Source organism: Hymenobacter qilianensis, assembly GCF_014489555.1.
In the GTDB taxonomy this organism is placed as follows: Bacteria; Bacteroidota; Bacteroidia; order Cytophagales; family Hymenobacteraceae; genus Hymenobacter; species Hymenobacter qilianensis.
On sequence record NZ_CP060784.1, the window covers coordinates 1,414,958 to 1,435,401 of the forward strand.

At 57.2% G+C, this 20,444-nt stretch carries 18 protein-coding genes; 9 read left to right on the forward strand and 9 right to left on the reverse strand.

Going from position 1 to position 20,444, the window contains the following annotated elements:
- Positions 1-37 precede the first annotated feature (37 nt).
- Entirely contained in the window at positions 38-1,171 is a 1,134-nt protein-coding gene (locus tag H9L05_RS06475) for a glycoside hydrolase family 43 protein (protein WP_187733490.1), read from the forward strand.
- A gap of 88 nt (positions 1,172-1,259) precedes the next feature.
- Here the strand turns inward: H9L05_RS06475 and H9L05_RS06480 are convergent, their stop codons facing one another.
- From H9L05_RS06480 to prfA, 3 genes are all read right to left on the reverse strand, one after another.
- A complete protein-coding gene (locus H9L05_RS06480; protein WP_223284773.1) occupies positions 1,260-1,691 on the reverse strand; it encodes a secondary thiamine-phosphate synthase enzyme YjbQ in 432 nt (143 codons plus the stop codon).
- 8 nt (positions 1,692-1,699) lie between these two features.
- Positions 1,700-3,208: a right-handed parallel beta-helix repeat-containing protein gene (locus H9L05_RS06485; RefSeq protein ID WP_187733491.1), complete on the reverse strand. Its 1,509-nt coding sequence runs from the start codon at positions 3,206-3,208 to the stop codon at positions 1,700-1,702.
- A 108-nt stretch (positions 3,209-3,316) separates the two neighbouring features.
- On the reverse strand, positions 3,317-4,387 hold the full coding sequence (gene prfA, locus H9L05_RS06490; protein ID WP_166073832.1) for a peptide chain release factor 1: 1,071 nt from the start codon (positions 4,385-4,387) through the stop codon (positions 3,317-3,319).
- 408 nt (positions 4,388-4,795) lie between these two features.
- On the opposite strand from prfA, the gene H9L05_RS23285 reads away from it, so the two are divergent.
- The 7 genes from H9L05_RS23285 (at position 4,796) to H9L05_RS25925 (ending at position 11,714) form a co-directional block, all read left to right on the forward strand.
- Positions 4,796-5,683, forward strand: coding sequence for an aspartate kinase (locus H9L05_RS23285; protein WP_223284774.1), 888 nt, complete (start codon positions 4,796-4,798; stop codon positions 5,681-5,683).
- Positions 5,680-7,242 (forward strand): ACT domain-containing protein, encoded by a 1,563-nt coding sequence (locus tag H9L05_RS23290; protein WP_223284775.1) that lies wholly within the window; start codon positions 5,680-5,682, stop codon positions 7,240-7,242. Before H9L05_RS23285 ends, H9L05_RS23290 begins: the two co-directional genes overlap by 4 nt.
- Positions 7,243-7,365: 123 nt before the next feature.
- The gene (locus H9L05_RS06500; protein WP_187733492.1) at positions 7,366-8,289 is read left to right on the forward strand and encodes a homoserine kinase; all 924 of its coding nucleotides are present in this window, start codon (positions 7,366-7,368) and stop codon (positions 8,287-8,289) included.
- 58 nt (positions 8,290-8,347) lie between these two features.
- Positions 8,348-9,640 carry a threonine synthase gene (thrC, locus tag H9L05_RS06505; RefSeq protein WP_187733493.1) on the forward strand — a complete coding sequence of 431 codons (1,293 nt, stop codon included), beginning with the start codon at positions 8,348-8,350 and terminating at the stop codon, positions 9,638-9,640.
- Between the two features lie 86 nt (positions 9,641-9,726).
- Positions 9,727-10,416, forward strand: a complete 690-nt coding sequence (locus H9L05_RS06510) for a c-type heme family protein (RefSeq protein WP_187733494.1) — start codon at positions 9,727-9,729, stop codon at positions 10,414-10,416.
- A 36-nt stretch (positions 10,417-10,452) separates the two neighbouring features.
- Positions 10,453-11,181 carry an FAD-dependent oxidoreductase gene (locus H9L05_RS25920; RefSeq protein ID WP_317175130.1) on the forward strand — a complete coding sequence of 243 codons (729 nt, stop codon included), beginning with the start codon at positions 10,453-10,455 and terminating at the stop codon, positions 11,179-11,181.
- On the forward strand, positions 11,178-11,714 hold the full coding sequence (locus tag H9L05_RS25925; RefSeq protein ID WP_317175179.1) for an FAD-dependent oxidoreductase: 537 nt from the start codon (positions 11,178-11,180) through the stop codon (positions 11,712-11,714). The genes H9L05_RS25920 and H9L05_RS25925 overlap by 4 nt, the downstream gene beginning before the upstream one ends.
- A gap of 108 nt (positions 11,715-11,822) precedes the next feature.
- Here the strand turns inward: H9L05_RS25925 and H9L05_RS06520 are convergent, their stop codons facing one another.
- Complete coding sequence (locus tag H9L05_RS06520) at positions 11,823-14,849, reverse strand: M16 family metallopeptidase (protein WP_187733495.1); 3,027 nt, start codon at positions 14,847-14,849, stop codon at positions 11,823-11,825.
- Between the two features lie 313 nt (positions 14,850-15,162).
- Between H9L05_RS06520 and H9L05_RS06525 the strand changes: the two genes are divergently transcribed.
- Positions 15,163-15,585, forward strand: a complete 423-nt coding sequence (locus H9L05_RS06525; protein WP_187733496.1) for a hypothetical protein — start codon at positions 15,163-15,165, stop codon at positions 15,583-15,585.
- A 71-nt stretch (positions 15,586-15,656) separates the two neighbouring features.
- Here the strand turns inward: H9L05_RS06525 and H9L05_RS06530 are convergent, their stop codons facing one another.
- The 5 genes from H9L05_RS06530 to H9L05_RS25940 form a co-directional block, all read right to left on the reverse strand.
- A complete protein-coding gene (locus H9L05_RS06530; protein ID WP_187733497.1) occupies positions 15,657-16,754 on the reverse strand; it encodes a glycosyltransferase in 1,098 nt (365 codons plus the stop codon).
- 256 nt (positions 16,755-17,010) lie between these two features.
- Positions 17,011-17,139 carry a hypothetical protein gene (locus H9L05_RS25930; protein ID WP_317175131.1) on the reverse strand — a complete coding sequence of 43 codons (129 nt, stop codon included), beginning with the start codon at positions 17,137-17,139 and terminating at the stop codon, positions 17,011-17,013.
- On the reverse strand, positions 17,136-18,353 hold the full coding sequence (locus H9L05_RS06535; protein ID WP_317175132.1) for an MFS transporter: 1,218 nt from the start codon (positions 18,351-18,353) through the stop codon (positions 17,136-17,138). Before H9L05_RS06535 ends, H9L05_RS25930 begins: the two co-directional genes overlap by 4 nt.
- A gap of 163 nt (positions 18,354-18,516) precedes the next feature.
- Complete coding sequence (locus tag H9L05_RS25935) at positions 18,517-19,479, reverse strand: alpha-amylase family glycosyl hydrolase (RefSeq protein ID WP_317175180.1); 963 nt, start codon at positions 19,477-19,479, stop codon at positions 18,517-18,519.
- The gene (locus H9L05_RS25940) at positions 19,464-20,354 is read right to left on the reverse strand and encodes an alpha-amylase family glycosyl hydrolase (protein WP_317175133.1); all 891 of its coding nucleotides are present in this window, start codon (positions 20,352-20,354) and stop codon (positions 19,464-19,466) included. The genes H9L05_RS25935 and H9L05_RS25940 overlap by 16 nt, the downstream gene beginning before the upstream one ends.
- Positions 20,355-20,444: the final 90 nt, after the last annotated feature.

The following is a 20,444-nucleotide window of genomic DNA, read 5'->3' on the forward strand; positions in this document are numbered from 1 at the left end:
ATCACTACTCACTTCCATTCCGGCCAAACCATCATCTATGAAAAAAGCCCCCCAGTTCTTGCTACCATCGTGGCGCACGCTTGCTTTCCTGCTTCCACTGGCAGTAGGCAGCGCTTGCCAGAGCAACACTTCCACCAGCGAATCGGAAACTACTTCAGCTGACTCAACCACTACTGCTTCCACCGATTCTACCGGCTCGAAGAAATACTTGAATAAGCCGCTTATCTCGGACATCTATACGGCCGACCCGTCGGCGCACGTCTTCAACGGCCGAATCTATATTTATCCGTCGCATGATATTGAGACAAATATGCCGGAGAACGACAACGGCGACCATTTTGCCATGCGCGACTACCATATTCTGTCCATGGACAGCATTGGCGGCAAGGTCACGGACCACGGCGTAGCGCTTGATATTAAAGATATTCCCTGGGCCGGGCGGCAGCTTTGGGCCCCGGATGCGGCGTTCAAAAACGGCACGTACTACCTCTATTTCCCGGTAAAGGATAAGCAGGATATCTTCCGTATCGGCGTGGCCACCAGTAAGTCGCCCACGGGCCCGTTTAAGGCGCAGCACAAGCCCATGGAGGGCAGCTTAAGCATTGACCCAGCCGTGTTTACGGATACCGACGGCAAGTCGTATATGTATGTGGGGGGCATTTGGGGCGGCCAGCTTCAGCGCTGGCGCACCGGCAAATACGACGGCAGCAAGCCCAAAGAACAGGAACCCGCCCCGAACGAGGAAGCTGTAGGTCCGCGGGTAGCGCGCCTGAGCAACGATATGCTAAGCTTCGCGGAGCCCGTAAAGGAAGTGAAGATTGTGGGCAAAGATGGCAAGCCGTTTTTGGCGGGCGATAATAAGCACCGCTTCTTCGAAGGCGGCTGGATGCACAAATACAACGGCAAGTACTATTTCTCCTACTCCACCGGCGACACCCACTTGCTCGCGTACGCTACCGGCGACTCGCCTTACGGCCCCTTCACCTATCAGGGCGTTATCATGAACCCCGTAGAAGGCTGGACAACGCATCACTCCATTGTGGAGGTAGACGGCAAGTGGTACATCTTCTACCACGATACCGAGCTGTCGGGTAAAACCTGGCTGCGCAACGTGAAAGTCACGGAGCTCAAGCGCAAGCCCGACGGCAGCATCGAAACAATCAATCCGTAAGCTCTGCTTACTCATAAAAAAAGCCCCCACAACTTAGTGGGGGCTTTTTTTATGACTCCGTATTTGAGCAAGAAGGTATATGCGTCACTCACTTGCTAGCCTTGCCCATCAGGGTGGCTACCACCCACCGGCGCCCGCCGTCATTGCGATGTTCGCCGAGATATATTCCCTGCCAGGTTCCTAAAGCCAGCCGGCCACCGGTGATGGGCACACTCACGGTGGTGCCCAGCAGTGCCGCTTTCAAATGAGCCGGCATATCATCGGGGCCTTCCTGGGTGTGGCGGAAGTAGGGGGCATTTTCGGGGGCTACCCGGTTGAAGTACGACTCGAAATCCTGCCGCACCGTGGGGTCAGCGTTTTCGTTGATGCTGAGGCTGGCGGAAGTATGCTGAATGAAAAAGTGCGCCGTGCCAACCTCAATTCCTTCCAGCTCGGGCAATTCGGCCATGAGCAAGTCCGTAATAAGATGGAAGCCCCGCCGCACGGCGGGCAGGCGCAGACGTTTTTGAAACCAGATCATAACACAAACTACGGATTCTGGCGCTCGTAGGCACCGAGGTCGGGAGTGGTAGCCGCGCGGGGCTTATTAAGCAAGTCGCGGGCGAGCAGTGGAGCAAGCAGCGGCCGATTGCTGGCCGGGGAAAGCGTATCGAGGCGGTAGTCGAAACGATTGCCCCGGGGCAGGTCGGGCGTGCTGATAAACTTGGGGTCGGTAAAGATATTGTCGCTTCTTCCAAACCCTGGCTGAGTAGCTGTGCCAGCTTCTCTATAAGTGGAGGTACGAAGCAGGCTATTACGCACCGTAATTTGATTGGCATAGCGGCTCACGTTTTCAAAGCCTATCTCATCTTCCTTATCGCCCCAAACAATGGAGTTCAGAATACTGACCGTGGGCAGCACCGACGGGCCGGGCTGACCATTTGCCAGCGTGAGCACATCGGAAAAAACCAGCGAAGGATTGGGCCGCACAAAGCCGCGGGTATAGTTAGCGATGGTGCAGAAGTTGAGCGCAAAATTGCCCCCCTGCAAGCCCCGCACCGCAAACTCCCCGCAGTTGGTAAGCAGACAGTTGCGCAACGTAAAATCGCCGGAAAAGCTCAGAATGCCTGCCCCATCGAAGCTGGCGCTGCCGCTGGCAAAGTTGAGGCTGGCCCCGGAAATGTTCTTGATTATACTGTTCTCCACCAGCACATTAGGGCGCGGCTGGCGATTTTCGGGGTTGAATACCAGCAGGCCAAATCCGGCGTTCTTGATTTCGGCGTAGCGCACCACGTTGCCCTGGCTTGTAGCGTCAAACTGAATGCCGCGCCACTGGCCGGGAATTTCACGGTACGCGGCTTCAAGTCTGTCGCCAGCGAAGCGCACGAAGCGCGGGTCGTCGGGCTTCAACTCCTCGCCGGGGGCCAAATCCGGGTTTACCAGCAGTCGTCCTTTGATAACAATACCCGAGCCGGCATGCACATAAACGCGGGCGCCAGCCTCAATGGTAAGCGTGCAACCCGCATCAACCCGCACAAAATCATAGATAACGTGCGGCTTGTCATTGCGCCAGACGGTATTACAAGCCAACGTTTCGGCAGTATGGAAGTAGGCATTCTGGCCATAAGCTACCAGCGCTACCTGCTGCTCGTTGCCGTTGGTGCGAAACTGCACCTGGTCTTCCACCAAAAACGGCGTGTTCTCCGCCCCCGGCCCTAGTTTCGCCTTAACCAGCAACAGCAGACTATCACGACCCCGAATTTCTACGTCCTGTGCTAATGGCCCGGTAGCACCGCTGACAGTCAGCGTATAGGGTGAGTTGGCGGTTTTCAGTCCGATTTGTTCTACCCGCACGGCGCGGCGGTTGCGGTTGTACACCCACAGACGCTTCGTGACGGTACCCGTCTGCACGAATACGGTGTCGAAAACGAGTGTATCGGCCGAAAACTCCAGGCGGGCGCTTGAGTCGCGCGTTACAATTTCCTCCTTGGGCTCGCAGCCGGGCAGCAGGGCCGCAAAGCTGATAATGATGAGCAGTATGGGAAGAAATAAGCGCACGAATCGATAGATAAGTAACAAGTAATGAGCTGTCTCAGTACGCTTAAAAAGCCCGTTGGCGAGTGCTTTTCAGATAGAAAGCACTCGCCAACGGGCTTTTTTGCACGCTTAGGATACGCCTTCTTTCAGGCGCTCGGCGCTTTCCGCGATGCGCAATTGCTCTACGAAGTCGTCGATGTTGCCTTCCATTACGCTGGCCAGGTTGTACACCGTGTAGCCAATGCGGTGGTCCGTTACGCGACCTTGTGGGTAGTTGTAGGTGCGAATCTTGTCGGAACGGTCGCCGCCTCCGATCATGCTTTTGCGCTGAGCGCCTTCGGCTTCGTTTTTCTTGGCCAGCTCTATTTCGTAAATGCGTGAGCGCAACACTTGCAAAGCTTTATCAAAGTTCTTGAGCTGCGACTTCTGATCTTGGCACTGAGCCACCAAGCCCGTGGGCAAGTGGGTCAGGCGCACGGCCGAGTAGGTCGTGTTTACAGATTGCCCCCCAGGACCCGATGACATGAACAGGTCCTTGCGCACATCGTTCATATCGATTTCTACGTCCAGCTCCTCTGCTTCCGGCATTACCACAATAGAGGCAACAGAGGTATGAATGCGGCCCTGTGTTTCGGTGGCCGGCACGCGCTGCACGCGGTGCACGCCGCTCTCAAACTTGAGCTTGCCGTACACGTCCTCGCCTTTCACCGACAGAATAATTTCTTTGTAGCCGCCGCTGGTGCCTTCGGTGGCGTCAATCAGATCCATGCGCAAGTTTTGCTTTTCGGCGTAGCGCATGTACATACGCTGCAAGTCGCCGGCAAAGATGGCCGCCTCGTCGCCGCCGGCCCCGGCCCTGATTTCCATGATGACATCCTTGGAATCGTTGGGATCTTTGGGCAGCAGCAGGTCTTTGATTACGGTTTCGAGGCGCTCCTGCTCGGGCAGCAACTCATCGAGCTCGGCCTTTGCCATCTCGCGGAAATCTTCGTCTTTTTCCGTAGATATAACGGCGCGCGCACCCTCAATATTCGAGAGCACCTCCTGGTATCTGCGATACTCAGCTACAATGCGGCCAAGGTCTTTGTATTCTTTATTGAGGGATTTGTAGCGCTTCATGTCGCTCATCGCCTCGGGCTGCATTAGCTGCTCATTCACGTCGTCGTAGCGTTGGCGAATGGCCTCCAGTTTTTCTAGCATCTTGCCTTCAGAGAATTATATTGGGAGTGCAAAGGTACTGAAAACAAACAGGCCGCGCGCACCACAAGTTGCATTGCACTGCGAATGGAGCCGCGACAACAGTAGGTACAACCTGCTTCTTTTTCAATAATATAAAGCTCACGGGATATTATCCTTTCCAGAAAATGCCTACTTTACTGCTGTAAGTCTGCACCAATGACCACACTTTCGAGTCCAAACGACGTATTTTCTGCTCTGGGGGGCTTTTTTCCCGCGCCCACTATTTGCTACACCACAGGTATTACAACCCGCTAGACGGGCTGCGCTACCTCTCTTTGCCTTGATGTTCGCAGCCCGTCGCCGGCAGCTTCCTGACCCGAAGCCAAGCCGGTCCCGACGGGCTTTTTCGTGTCCTTTAGCTTCTGTCTTATGCAGGTTCTCAAATTTGGAGGTACGTCGGTGGCCACGGCGGCCAATCTTCAGCGCGTGGCGCAACTCGTCGAAACCGCCGCGCAGCACACGGCTACGGTGGTCGTGGTATCGGCGCTCGGCGGCACTACCGATGCGCTAATTGAAGCCGGACGCCTAGCTGCCGGAGGCTCGGCGCACTATCGCACGCAGTTGCAGCGCCTGGAAGACCGACACTTGGGAGTTGTGCGGGATCTGCTGCCAATTTCGGAGCAAAGCGCGGTGCTAAGTTTGGTCAAAACGCACTGCAATGAGCTGGATAGCATCTGCGATGGCATATTTGCGTTGGGTGAGCTGTCTGACCGCACACTGGACCGGCTGATGAGCTTCGGCGAAATCTTGTCGTCGCGGCTGTTGGCGGCCTATCTCAAAGCGCAGGGCGTCGCGCACCTCTGGCACGACAGCCGCCAACTCATCCGCACCGATTCGCGCCACGGCTTCGCCACCGTGGACAGCGAGACGACCAACCAGCAGATTCAGGCATTTGTGGCGGCGCAGCCCTGTCAGATCTATGTTGTGCCGGGCTTTATCGGCAGCGATGCGCAGGGCGTTACCACCACGCTGGGCCGTGGCGGCTCCGACTATACGGCCGCTATTTTTGCGGCCGCGCTAGCCGCGGAGCGCCTGGAGATATGGACGGATGTGAGCGGCATGATGACCGCCGACCCGCGCCTCGTAACGCTGGCCCGGCCTATCCCGCGCATCTCTTATCAGGAGGCCATGGAGCTGTCGCACTTCGGGGCGAAGGTTTTGTATCCGCCTACGGTTCAGCCGGTAAGAAGCCAGGGCATCCCGCTCTGGATCAAGAACACATTTGCCCCCAGGATGAAGGCACACTGGTTGAAGTGAATCCGCCGGCCAATAAGGACGTGGTTCGGGGCCTGTCGAGCATTGCCCAGCTGGCTTTGCTCAACCTGGAGGGCAGCGGCATGGTGGGCATTCCGGGTTTCTCGCGGCGGCTGTTCGGGGCGCTGGCTCAGCAGCGCATCAACGTAATTCTGATTACGCAAAGCTCCTCGGAACACTCTATCTGCGTGGCCGTCCGCGCCGCCGATGCCGAGCAGGCACAAAAGGCTGTAGATGAGGAGTTCACCACCGAAATCGCCACCGGCAAAGTAGAGCCCTTGCGCTGCGAAGACGACCTGGCTATTGTGGCGTTGGTGGGCGATAATATGCGCAATCACCCCGGCATCAGCGGCCGAATGTTTAGCGCGTTGGGCCAGAATGGCGTGAATATCCGGGCTATTGCGCAGGGCTCGTCGGAGCGGAATATCTCGGCCGTAATTAGGGCTGCTGATGTGCGCAAGGCCATTAACGTGCTGCACGAGGCCTTTTTCGAGGCTACGGCGAAGCAGGTCAACCTGTTTGTAGCGGGTGTAGGCAATGTGGGGGGCAAATTATTAGAGCAGCTGGCTCGCCAACAGGAATGGCTGCGCGAGAAGCTGCGGCTGAACTTGCGCGTGGTAGGGCTAGCTAATAGCCAGCGCTTTGCATTGACCGAGAACGGCGGTATTGCGCTCGACGGGTGGCAGGCGTCGCTGGAGCAAGGGCAGCCGCTTGATTTATCGGAGCTTGTCCGGCAACTGCACGAGCTGAATCTGCGCAATACTGTTTTTGTGGATGTAACAGCCAGCGCCGACGTAGCTCAGATTTATGCTGCGCTGCTGGAGAAAAGCGTGGCGGTGGTAGCCTGCAATAAGGTGGCTTGCTCCTCAGACTATGCGAGTTACGCCCAGCTGAAAGAGTTAGCGCGGGAGTTCAATGCGGAGTTTTTGTTTGAAACCAATGTAGGCGCGGGCCTGCCCATCATTGGCTCGCTCAACGACCTGCTGCGCAGCGGCGACGAGGTGCGGCGCATCGAAGCAGTGCTGTCTGGCACGCTCAACTTCGTTTTTAACCACTACGATGGCTCCGTTCCTTTCGCCGATGTGGTTCGCCAAGCGCAAGCCGAAGGCTACACCGAACCCGACCCGCGCCTCGACCTCAGCGGCACCGACGTAGCACGCAAAATTCTGATCTTGGCCCGTGAAGCCGGTCAGAAAATGGAGCTGGCTGATATTCACAACGAATCCTTCCTGCCGGCCTCTTGCCTGGAAGGCGACGTGGAAGCGTTCTACCAGCAGCTGGCCGTGCACGAAGCCCATTTCCGTGGTTTGTATGATGCGGCAGCGGCCCAGGGCCAGCGCCTGAAGTTCGTGGCTCGCTACGCCGACGGGCAGGCCAGTGTGGGGCTCCAGGGCGTGGCGCCGGGCCACGATTTCTACGTGTTGCAGGGCAAAGACAACGCGGTGCTGTTCTTCACCAATCGGTATTCGGAGCAGCCGCTGGTAGTGAAAGGCGCCGGCGCTGGCGCCGATGTCACGGCCTCGGGCGTTTTCGCTGACATCATCCGGGCCGCCCGGGCATAGAGACGCATATTTGCGTCTTACGCTGAACAACCAACACCGCGCATTTCTCACAACTAACCTCAGCAACGACCAGATGCGAACCGAAGGTCGGTGAAACCACATGCGCGTCTTTACAACTCTCTTATGGCTGATTTTCTGACGCTGTATTCGCCGGCTACTGTTGCCAATATGGTGTGCGGGTTCGATGTTCTGGGCTTTGCCCTGGAAGCTCCTTACGACACCATGCACATGCGCCTCACCGATGAGCCGGGCGTGCAGATTGTGCACGAGGATGACTTTCATCTGCCCACCGAACCAGCGCGCAATGTGGCCGGGGCCGCTTTACTGGCTTTGCTGAAAGCCGCGCCAGCGGGCACGGGCTTCGAGGTGCGCATCAACAAAGCTATCCTGCCGGGCAGCGGAATTGGGAGTAGCGCGGCCAGCGCGGCGGGGGCTGTGGTAGGAGCCAACAAGCTGCTGGGGGGCTTTTTTTCGCCGGAAGAGCTGGTTCGGTTCGCTATGTTTGGGGAAGAAGTGGCCTCGGGCGCTCAGCACGCCGATAATATCGCGCCCGCCATTTACGGCGGCGTCACGCTTATTCGCTCCACCGACCCGCTGGATATCGTGCCGCTGTCGGCGCCGCCGCTACACGCTACGGTCGTGCACCCGCAGATCGAGATACGCACCGCCGATGCCCGCCAGATTCTGAAGCAGGAGGTGCCGCTGAAGTCCGCCATCCGGCAGTGGGCCAATGTGGGCGGCTTAGTGGCCGGGCTCTTACAAGCAGATTATCAGCTGATTGGCCGCTCCCTGGAAGACGTTGTAGTAGAGCCAGTCCGCAGCATTCTCATTCCGGGGTTCGCGGCCGTGAAGTCGTGTAGTCTGGAAGCGGGTGCTTTGGGTGGGGGAATTTCGGGCTCTGGTCCGTCCATTTTTATGCTGAGCGAAACTGAGGCCACAGCCCAGGCCGTGGCCACTGCCATGCGGACGGTATACGAGAAGCTGGGCGTTGACTTTCGTATCCACGTCAGTACCATTAACCCCGTCGGCGTGCGATTCAAGCACTAGCAAATTGCTTCAGAAGCGGTTTCAGCGCCGCTCACTCCCACCGATTTCTTCCTTCAGTATGCGTTACTATAGCCTTAATAAGCAAGCGCCGGCCGTTGATTTTCAAACGGCCACCATTGCCGGCCAGGCACCGGATGGGGGGCTTTATTTCCCGGAACGGATACCAAAGTTCTCCCCCAATCTGCTCCATAATCTCAGCACCATGCCGCGGGCGGAAGTGGCCTTCGAGGTTATCCGGCCCTACGTGGGCAATACGATTCCGGAAGATGTGCTGCAAAAAATCTGCGCAGAAACGGTGGATTTTGAGTTTCCGCTGGTGCCCGTAACCGAGCGAATTGCCGCGCTGGAGCTGTTTCATGGCCCTACGCTGGCGTTTAAGGATGTGGGCGCCCGGTTTATGAGCCGCTGCCTGGGCTACTTTTCGCGGCAGCAAAAAGAGCCCGTCACGGTGCTGGTGGCAACCTCCGGTGACACCGGTGGGGCCGTAGCCGACGGATTTCTGGGCGTAGAAGGCGTGGAAGTCGTTATTCTGTATCCGTCGGGCAAAGTAAGTCCGTTGCAGGAACTGCAGCTGACCACCCTAGGCCAGAACATTACGGCGCTGGAAGTACGCGGCAACTTCGACGATTGCCAGCGTTTGGTGAAGCAGGCTTTCCTCGATCCGCACATAGCGGCGCACCGGCAGCTTACCTCTGCCAATTCCATCAATGTGGCCCGCTGGCTGCCTCAGCAGTTTTATTACTGCTACGCCCTGCAACAATGGACGCAAAAAAGCCCCCCAGTGGTAGCGGTGCCTAGCGGCAACTTCGGCAACATCTGCGCCGGCCTGCTCGCCCACGCGTCGGGGCTGCCCATCGGGCACTTTGTGGCGGCCTGCAATGCCAACTCAGCCGTAGCCGACTATCTGCGCACGGGCACGTTTAGCGCCCGCACGGCCGTCGTTACGCTTTCTAATGCCATGGACGTAGGCAACCCCAGCAACTTCGGCCGCATTCTGGAGTTGTTTGGGCAAAGCCATTCTGGTGTCAGCCAGCTCGTGAGTGGGGCTATTATTTCCGACCAGCAGACGAAGGAAACCATCCGGCGCGTGCATCAGGCAACAGGCTATCTGCTGGATCCCCACGGCGCGGTGGCGTTCAAGGCCCTGGAAGATTATCTGGCTGACCATCCTACCGATCAGGGCATTTTTCTGGAAACCGCGCACCCGGTAAAGTTTCCGGAAGTGGTAGAGCCCGTAATCGGGCGGATGGTGCCGGTGCCGGAGGCCGTGCAGGGCTTGCTGAGCCGAACCAAGCACAGCATTCTTCTGGAGCCTGAGTACGCTGCCTTGCAGGAGTTTTTGCTTAGATAAAGCTGCCGGCGAAACCTGGAGGCGGGGTAGCGGGTAGTTAGTGCGCTGGTTATCCTTTCTTTGCGGTGCCTACTTACCCTTTCCTCATGCGCTACGGTTTTTGCCCGCTTACCGGGGCTCTTTTGCTACTTTTCGGACTGCTGAGCGCCTGTAGCTCCGATCAGATTGAGCACATCAAAGACGGAAAGAAAATCGCTATTAAGCTGGAAAACATGGCGGTGAAGCGCATTATGCCCGCCGACCTACTGCGCGCCACGCGCTGGGCCGGCGACTCGCTCACGGCCCACGCCGACCGCGAATTGCGCCGCGTGCTAACCGAAAAGCTCGACAGCGGCGGCATAGCCGCGGCCCTGCCCTACTGCCGCCCCGAAACGTTTGCTTCCGTCGATTCGGTGGCGAAAGTGCTGGAAGCTATGCCGCGCCGCCTAAGCCAGCGGCCGCGCAACCCGCAAAATCAGGCAGATTTGCCCCCCAGCCAGCTGCGGCCCGACACCGCGCGGCTGGTGAGTCGGCTTAATACGGAGCAGTTTAGCTACCAGCGACCCCTTATCCTGACTGACCAAATGTGTCTGCGCTGCCACGGCGAACTAGGCAAAGACCTGAGCGCCACCGATTATGCCCTGATTAAGCAGCGGTATCCGGCTGATAAGTCCACGGGATTCCGGCTGGGTGAGCCGATGGGCGTTTGGCGGGTGCAGCTACAGCGCACCGGCGTCGCGGAGTTTTATACCATGAAAACCCGCAAGATCATGAAGCCGCGTCCCAAGCTGTTTTAGCCAAATTTGCCCCCCAGCCTTACTTTTCAGCAACTTATGTTAACCTCCGACCCTATTGTCATTATTGGAGCTGGCCTGGCCGGCTTGGCTTGCGCCAATTATCTGCACCGCGCTGGTCGGCCGGTGCTTGTACTGGATGGGGCCGATGCGGTAGGTGGCCGGGTCCGCACCGATGTCACGCCCGAAGGCTTCCGGCTTGATCGGGGCTTTCAGGTGCTGCTGACGCGCTATCCGGAAGTAGAGCGCCTGCTCGATTACGGCGCGGCCGACTTAAGGGCCTTCCGCTCCGGGGCAGTCATTCGCTTGGCCGATGGGCGTGAAACCACGCTGCAAAACCCTTTGCAGCAGCCGCTTGCCGCTTTTACCGCTCTTACTTCGCCCATTGGCTCCCTCACCGATAAGCTGCGGATTATGCAGCTGGTGCTACAGGTGCGCTCTCAAACCAGCCAGCAGCTATTAAGCCAGCCCGCCACCGACACGCTTACTTTTCTGCGGCGCTATGGGTGGAGCGAGCAGATAATCGACTCGTTTTTCCGGCCCTTTTTCGGTGGAGTGTTCCTCGACCGCTCTTTGAGCACGGCCAGCAATTTCTTTGAGTTCGTGTTTCAGCAATTCGTCATTGGCGAAGCCGTGGTGCCGGCCCTGGGCATTCAGCAAATCCCGGAGCAGCTGGCCGCTCGCCTGCCCGCGGCCAGCGTGCGCCTGAATACGCTGGTGGAGGCCGTGGGGGGCAATTTTGTGCAACTCAGGGCGGTGAAACTCTGAAAGCCAGCGCCGTAGTAGTAGCCACCGATGGCGAGGCCGCTGCCCGACTTTTGCCCCCTAGCCAGCACAGCGCTCCAGCTGTAGCCTGGCGGCGCACCACCTGTACTTACTTTGCCGCCGACCACTCCCCCGGCCGCGGCGACGGTCTGCTGCGGCTGAATGCGGCTTCCAATTCTTTGGCGCACAATGTCAGCTTCCCGAGCGATATAGCGCCCGAAATTGCCCCCCACGGCCGCACGCTGGTATCGGTAAGCACCCACGGCGAGCACGGCCTCGATGAGAATACACTTACCGAGCGCCTGCGTCAGGAGCTAGCCGCTTGGTTTGGCCCCGATGCGGCCCAATGGCAGCATTTGCGGACCTATCAAATTCCGTATGCGCTGCCGGTATATGCGGCAGGTCAGGCGCCACAGCAGGAGCTGCGGGTAGCGGAAGGGCTGTATCGCTGTGGCGATTACGCCGCCTATCCTTCGCAGAACGCGGCGCTGGCTACGGGTCGGCAAGTGGCTGAGATGATTTTGGCCGTTCAATAGTCTGCTTGCCAGTTCCCGGTGACGAGCTACTCGATCTAACATTACCCCAATAAAAAAGCCCGGTTCCATACGAAACCGGGCTTTTTGATAATGGAAGATGCTGCGTGCTTATTCAGCCTTCTCGCGCTTCTCCTTGATTTTCATCTTCTTGCCATCCTCCGATTTCATCTTCCGCTTCGACTTTTTGTCGGTGGCGGGAGCTGCTTCAGGGTCAGCAGGTGCTACCACATTGTAGGAAGCCGACATATCCGCTTTCACGGGATTACCGTCCAGGTCCAGCTCCACTACTTCGTAGCCCAGCTTCTGTAGCTCAGGCAGTTGCGTCTTGTCGCCGGTTACCACGAGTACCATGCTTTCCAGGGGCAGATACTTCTCTGCGCTGGCTTTCACATCCTCCTTGGTCAGACCCTTCAAGATATCCGTCTGCTTTTTCAAGTAATCCGGCGTCAGATCGTACTCGAGCAAGCGGCCGAGGAAAGCGGCTTTCTGCTGGCCCGTTTCGTAGCGCAGGGCATCGTTCTGGCCCACCGACGACTTCAGGAATTCCAGCTCTTCGTCGGTAATGCCTTTTTTGCGGTAGTCGTCAATTTCTTTCACAAACTCCTTCACCGAGGCGGCTGTAGCATCAGCGCGCACGCCAGCAGAAGCCGTAAACGGCCCGGCATAGCGGCTACCCGAGTAGCCTGAACGGGCCCCATAAGTGTACCCTTTGTCTTCGCGCAAATTCAGGTTGATGCGCGAGTTGAAAGCGCCGCCCAGAATGTAGTTCGACAGATACGCCTTATAGTAGTCACCGGTCGCATCGTAAGGCAAGGCCAAATAGCCAATGCGGATCTCCGATTGGGCCGCGCCATCCTTATTCACAAAATAGAGCTTGGTCTTGTCGGGCTTGGAAGCTACGGTAACCGCCGGCAGGTTTACTTCCTTGCGGCTCCAGTTCTCCAAGAAGCTCAGCTTGGGCATCAACGCTTTCTGGTCCACATCGCCTACCGCCACCAGGTGGGAGATATTAGGCGCGTAGTTTTTGGCGTAAAACTGCTTGACGTCCTCCAGGGTGATGTTCTGCACCGAGTTTTGCGTGCCGCTCACCGGGATGCTCATGATATCATCGTTACCGTAGAGCAAGCGGCTATAGGTCTTGTCGGCAATGACCACGGGCTGGGTGTTCTGATTGGCAATGCCTTCCAGGGTCTGCTTTTTGATGCGGGCGAAGTCGGCCGCATCAAAGCGTGGGCGCAGCAGGCGCTCTTCCACCAGGGCCATGGTCTGGTCCAGGTTTTTGGTCAGCGACTGTATGTATACCGTCGTGTTGTCAGCGCCGGCGCTTACCTGCACGGTGCTGCCTAAGCGGTCGAGGGCGGCGCTAAACTCTTCACCCGTGTATTTCTGCGAGCCTTCGTTGAGCATGGCGGCCGTCAAAGACGCGATACCCGCCTTGGTGCGGTCGGCTTGCTCCAGGCGGTGGCCACCCCGAATCGTGAGCAGCATGGTCACCGACGGAATTTCAGTGTTGCGCGTACCCATCACGCGCAGACCATTCTTAAACTGCTCCTGCCATACGGCGGGCACCTGCACGACTGGGTTTGTGCTACTCTTGGGCTGCTGGCTGCGGTCGAAGGTGTCCTTCGCTTTCACGTAGGTCAGGCCTTTGTAGATGTCAGCCGGGGCCGTATAGCCTTCTTTGGAGATGGTGTAGTTATCAGCCTTCGCCAGCAGGTTGGGGGCCGTTTTGGGCACTACGCTCAGAATTACCGCTTTTTTACCTTTGATGTACTGGTTGTATACCCGCACGACATCGGCCTTGGTCAGCGCACGCAGACGCTTCAGTTCCTCGGTCAAACGGTTCGGGTTGCCGGTATAGGTTTGGTAAGCCGCCAGCTGCGACACTTTGCCGCTCACGCTCGCCAGGCTATTCACTACGCTGGCCTCAGTGCTCGACTTAAAGCGCTGCACCTGCTCGTCGGTTACGCCGGTCTTTTCAAACTCTGCCAGGGTCTGGCGCACCAGTACTTCCGTGCTGTCGAGACCTTTGCCAGGAAAGCTCAGGGCTGTGATGTTGAATTCGCCAGCCAGCTCCGAAGAACGGTTGGAAGCCGAAGCCTGCACCGCTTTCTGGGTCTTTACCAGGTTCTTATAAATCAACGAGTTTTTGCCCTGGCCCATGATTTCGGCCAAAGCATCGAGGGCAACTTCGTCGGGGTGGTACTGCGGCACGCTCGGGAATACCATTTGCAGCATCGGGAAGCGCACGTTGTCCTGATAGCTCACGTAGCGGTCGGCGGTGAGCTTGGGCGCAGGCAGCTTCATATTTTCCACAGCCGGTCCCCGGCCGATAGAGCCAAAATACTTCTCCACTAATTTCACTACCTCCGCCGGCTTCACGTCGCCGCCCACGGTAATAGTGGCGTTATTGGGGCCGTACCAGCGCAGGAAGAAGTTCTTGAGGTCGTTTACGTCTGAGCGGTCCAGGTCTTCCAGGTAGCCGATGGTCATCCAGGAATAAGGGTGGCCATACGGGTACAGGTTCTTGGATACGTTCTCGCCGGCCAAGCCGTAAGGGCGGTTGTCGTAGTTCTGGCCGCGCTCATTTTTTACGGTAGAGCGCTGTACCTCAAACTTTTGCTGGGTTACAGCATCGAGCAGGAAGCCCATGCGGTCGGCCTCCAGCCAGAGGGCCGTTTCGAGCTGATTGCTGGGTACGGTTTCGTAATAGTTGGTCCGGTCGCGGTTGGTAGAGCCGTTGAGCGTGCCGCCCGAAGCCGTCACGGTTTTAAAGTGCTGCTCGTCGGCTACGTTGTCGGAGCCCTGAAACATCATGTGCTCGAAGAAGTGGGCAAAGCCCGACTTGCCGATCTCTTCCCGTCCCGAACCTACGTGGTAGGTTACGTCGACGTGTACCAGCGGATCGCTGTGATCTTCGTGCACGAGCAGCGTTAAGCCATTCGGCAGCAGGTACTTCTCGTAGGGAATTACCAGCTCACTCCCTTTGCGGGTTACTTTTTCCACCAGCTTGGTGCCACCGGTTGCGGCCGCGGGCTTGGTGATTTTCTTAGGTGCCGGGGTTTGTTGGGCCACCACTGGGTTTATCGCCAGTGTGAGGCCCAGGCCCAGCAGCCAAAATGATTTTGGGGTCATAAAAAGTACTTTCTACTGCGTGTGAGAAAAAGGATGGGTGAGCAAAGACACAGTGCCGTGCCGGAAGGACGCACGTACTCTGATCCAAGATTACCTGTTTTTTACCATATTCCCCAAATGACACTATTCTGGGGGCTTTTTGCTCATAACTTTCTGTAGGCCAAGCTCTATTTCAGCCGCTTCGGATGAGCTTATTGCGTAAAAGCCGGAGCGGCGATATGCAGGCGCAGAGGCCATAATATTTTGGTGGATTGTGGCCGCTAAGAGCCGACAAGCGCGGATATGCCGGTATCTTCGCAGGCTATCTGGCGCTATGCTTTCCCTCGACCTCGACTTTCTCCGTCTCTCTTACCGGCCCGATTTACAGCTGCTTTTTCTGCGGTGGACGCGGCCCGTGTCTACCGCCGAGCATCAGCATGGCTATACGGCCGCGCTGCACCTGGCGCGTTCGGCCAGTGCGGGGCGGTGGCTGATTGATTTGCGCAGCCGGGGCCTGGCCTCGGCCGAAGAATTTTCTTGGGTTTTAACGGAGTTCCGGAGCCGAATGGGAGCGGCATTGCCGCATGTTCCGCGCCGCATTGCTTATCTGGTAACGCCTTATCATAGCGAGCTTATCCGGGAGCGCCTGGCTTTGCTGGAGCCAACTTTTCCGTTGGCCTTACAGCAGGGCGCTGTTATTCAAGTGTTTACCGAAGAGCACCCCGCGCAGCAATGGCTGCATATGGGCGGCGTCTAAGCCAAGGCCGGATTTTGCCCCCCAGCGCGGTTTTCAAACGTGTAATCCGCGCCATTTGATTGGAGTGAGGCCTAACCTTCAGCCCACCGGTAGCGCCGCTCTTTCCACTGTATGTAGCTCGGCCACAGTGTATAAGTCAGCACAGCCACCGACATCACGGATAGGTACAGCTCGTAGAGCAGCAACACCGCCAACGTTTCGCGGCGTCCGACCTGGCGCAAGGTGATGTGCAGGAATAGCGTCTGTAGCACAAGCTTGGCAGTAAACAGGCTGGCAATCAATGCGGGAGCAAGGAAGCCGGGCCAGTACAGGACCATATAAAACAGGCCGTACAAATTAAACAGCGCTGACAGCTGCCAGGGCAGGCGCGTGGCACCCTTCATCCAGCGCTTACGCTGCCTCAGCAGGTGCATGACCGTCGGCTGAGGCACTGATACGCCCAGCGTGCGCGGGTCCATGAGGTTGCGGTAGCCCCACCCCTGCCCTACGATTTGGGCAAACAACTGTAAATCCTCCGTGATGCTGAACGCCAGCGCCTCGTAGCCGCCAATTGATTCGTAAGCCTCACGGGTGACGAGCATATTGTTGCCCACAGCGGTTACGGGCTGGCCCATTTCGGTGAGCAGACGAATGATATTCAAGCCAAACAGCCAGTCGAGGCCTTGCAAACGACCAAATAAGCTGCCATCAGCCGTAGTAGCACCGGTCACTACACCTACGCCGGCGGGAGCCGCCGCCAGCATGGTCTGGACCCAGTCAGGTGCCAGGGCCATGTCGGCGTCGGTAATGAGGAAAATATCGGCGGTGGCAGCCCGGCTCAGGTGAGCCAGCACGTTGCTTTTGCCCTTGGCCGTACCCAATCGGTGCCGGATTGGAAGTAGCTTAAACTGTGGCTTATCCGCAATAAAACGCTGCACGACGCCCATGGTGTTGTCGGTAGAAGCATCGTCGCCGATCAGGATTTCGAGCTGCTCGGGTGGGTAATTGAGGCGGGTAAGGGAGGTGAGGCAGCGCTCAATAATAGCTTCCTCGTTGCGGGCGGCAATCAGAATACTCACTTTCGGACGCGCCGTACTTATGGGGGCAATGGGCTGCACGCGCAGCACGCGGAGCAGAATGAGCGCACATAAACTGAAAAACAACCCAAAGAAAACCGCAGCAATTACCATAAACGACCCTTTTAATAAAAACAGGCCGCGCTCAACTGCACAGGGCAGGAATGCGGCCGGATAGATTAAAGGAATACGGTCAGTTTTGGGGGCAGTGTTGCTGGGTAAATGCTGATTTTAATGCCTGATATTCACGTACTAATACGGAGCCGCACATCAGATGGTACTGCTTCGATTAGCTCAGCTGTCATAAAAAAGCCCCCAGCACCGCTTTACGCATGCTGGGGGGCTTTTTTATGAAGTTGAGCAGACGCTCTTACAAACGCGGATCCGTTTCCACTGGGGCGTCGTAAGCGGGAGTACCCAGTACAACGGGCTCCTTAGCCGGAATACGGACGTCATCGGCATCATCCACGCGCAGGGTGAGCAGGCCGGAGATAATCATGGAAATGCCCCCAGAATGAGGGTATAGACGGATTCGCCGTCAAATACATTCTTGGTGAAAAATCCCAGAATCAGGCCGGCTACCACCTGCGGAATCACAATAAAGAAGTTGAACACGCCCATATAATAGCCCATTTTGTTGGCCGGCAGCGCACCGGCCAGCATGGCGTAAGGCACCGACAAAATGCTGGCCCACGCCACACCTACTCCCAGCATGGAGAGCAGCAGCATATTTGGGTCCTGAATAAAATAGATCGAAATCAGCCCTAATCCGCCGGCTACCAGGCACAGCATATGCGTGAAGCGGCGGCTGGTAGCGCGAGCCAGGTAAGGAAGCAACAGGGCCGCAATGGCCGAAACGCCATTATACACGGCAAAGCAAATGCCCACCCAGTCGGCGCCTTCGTTGTAGAGCTTGGAGGTGGCATCGGTGGTGCCGTAGATGTGGCTGGTAACGGCGGGCGTGGTATAAATCCACATGGAAAACAAAGCCAGCCAGGAGAAAAACTGCACCAGCGCTAGCTGACGCATGGTTTTGGGCATGGCAAAAATGCCTGCGAATGACTCCCGCACGCCATTGAAAAAGCCAGCGTTGCGTCGTTTTTCTTCCTCAAACTCCGCCATATTTTCGGGTGGATACTCCCGCGTACGCAGCACCGTCCAGAGCACAGCCAGGAAAAAAGCCGCCCCACCCATATAAAACGCATACTTCACCGACTGCGGAATCTGGCCGGCGGGGGCAGTATTCGGTACGTCAAACCAATTGGTAAACATCCACGGTAAGGACGAGGCCACCACGGCTCCTACGCCGATAAAAAAGGTTTGAGCCGCAAAACCAGTCGTGCGCTGCTCCGAAGGCAGCAAGTCGCCAACCAAAGCGCGGAAGGGCTCCATGCTGATATTGATGCTGGAGTCCATTATCCAGAGCATACCAGCGGCCATCCACAGGGCGGTTACGTTGGGCATGGCCAGCAGCGCCAGCGAGGCCAAAATGGCCCCTATCAGGAAGAATGGCCGCCGTCGGCCCCAACGTGGGCTCCAGGTACGGTCGGAGAGGTAGCCAATAATGGGCTGCACCAGCATGCCCGTAACAGGGGCAGCCAGCCACAGAAAAGCAATGTTGTCGGCGTCGGCCCCCATCGTCTCGAAGATGCGGCTTACGTTGGCATTCTGGAGCGCAAAGCCAAACTGAATGCCCAGAAAGCCGAAGCTCATATTCCAGATTTGCCAGAAGCTCAGGCGGGGTTTGTCGCGGGCACTAGCGGTGGCTACAACGGGCTGCTTGCCATGATGGGTGGGAATTGTGGTGGGGCGTATTAGTTAGTTCAGAAACTCCTGGTTCTCCTTTCTTTGTCCTCATCACAAAGGAAAGATATTGCTACTGCTTGAGCTTAATCTCAAACACATAGGCGCTGAGCGGGGCCAAAGTCAGGTAGAGATTGTCGGTTGGAGGAGCTTCGTTGAGCAAGTCGGTATAGGTGAACTGCTGCTGCGTATTCAGGCCCATAGCCGCCATCGCTTCTTTGGGAATAAGGATGGTAGGCTGCATGGTTTTGTCGCGACTGAAGTTAACGACAATCAGTAGTTTCTGCTTGTTGGTGTAGCGCAGGAAGCTGTAGATCTGCTTTTGGTCGTACTCTTTGCTGAGGTTGTTGGCATCCTGCAACTCATAGAATGTGCCGCGCCGAATGGCGTCGGAGGTGGCCGTGAGGTTGAGCAGGCGCGAGTAGAACGCACGCAGCTGGCGCTGCTCGGCGCTGAGGCGGCCGCCGTCGAACTTGCCGCCGTTCATCCATTTCTGGTGCTCCGGCACGCCCCAATAGTCGAATATGGTGGTGCGGCCATCCTCGCTGCTGAAGCCCTCCGCGCCCCGGCCCGGCTCGCCCACTTCCTGCCCGGAGTAAATCATGACGGGCCCTGTGGCCAGCGTGGCGGATACCGTCATGGCCGGAATGGCCGTGCGGGGGTCAGTGGCAAAGTCGCGGGAGGCGATGCGCTGCTCGTCGTGGTTTTCCAGGAAGCGCAGCATATGAGAGCTAAAGCCGCGGCTTTCTTCCTTCCAGACTTTGGTGATATCGTCGGTGGTGCCTTCGCCGCGCATGAGGCGGCGCAAGCCGTCGTACAGGCCTACCTTATCGTAGAGGAAGTCGAACTTGCCCTGCGCGATGTACTGCTTGTACACTTTGGGGTCATAGGCTTCGGCAATGAACACCAGGTCGGGTTTCACCTTTTTCACCTCCGGAATTACCCAGGCCCAGAACTCGATGGGCACCATTTCGGCCATGTCGCACCGGAAGCCGTCCACATCTTTCTTTGCCCAGAAAATCAGGATGTCGCGCATCTTCTTCCACGTATCGGGTATGGGCTCGAAGTGCTTCTGACGCTCATTCTGGTAATCGACGCCGTAGTTGAGCTTGATGGTCTCGAACCAGTCATCGACGCTGGGCGTGGCCGAAAACACGTCGTTGCCGGTGACTTTGGCCGGGTTCTCCGCAAACTTCTTATCTTCTTTTGGCCCTGCTGCTGCGCCCAGCGGGTTGTAGGAAGCCGGCACGACCAAGGATTTGCCGGGCAGGTAATAGAAGTTGTTCTGGGGGCAAATCCTTTCGTTTTATCGTCTTTTTCGCCCAGGTCCACCACGCCCGCCGGCTTGGCATCCGACTTATAGGTGCGGGCTACGTGGTTGGGAATGAAGTCGATAATGAGCTTGAGCTTGTTATCGTGGGTGCGCTTCACCAGAGCTTCGAACTCCTTCATCCGGTTTTTCACGTCCACAGCCAGATCGGGGTCCACGTCGTAGTAGTCCTTGATAGCGTAGGGCGAGCCGGCGCGGCCTTTTACCACGTCAGCGTCGTCGAGCGGGATGCCGAACTTGGTGAAATCGGACATGGTAGCATGCTCGATAACGCCCGTGTACCACACGTGCGAAACACCCATATCGCGAATGGCCTGAAGCGCGGGCGCCGTGATGTCATTGAATTTGCCGGTGCCGTTTTCGGCGCTGGTGCCGTAGGGCTTGTTCACGGTCTTCTTATTGCCGAACAAGCGGGGCAGTAACTGGTAGATAACGAGTTTGTTATCCTGCGGAGTTTCGTCGGTGGTATTGGGGTCCGGCAGCGTAGTAGTATCGGTCACGGAAATGGAAGATGTCGAAGGAGAAAGCTGGAACGCGGCTAATGCCAGCGCGCAAGCGGCAATAGGTAGAAGTTTGTGCATAGAGAGGCAAGATAGGAAGATAGATAGTTGATGCTATACAACAGCCCTTGTAGCGGAGAAAGCAACTGTTATCTGATCAAATTACATCTT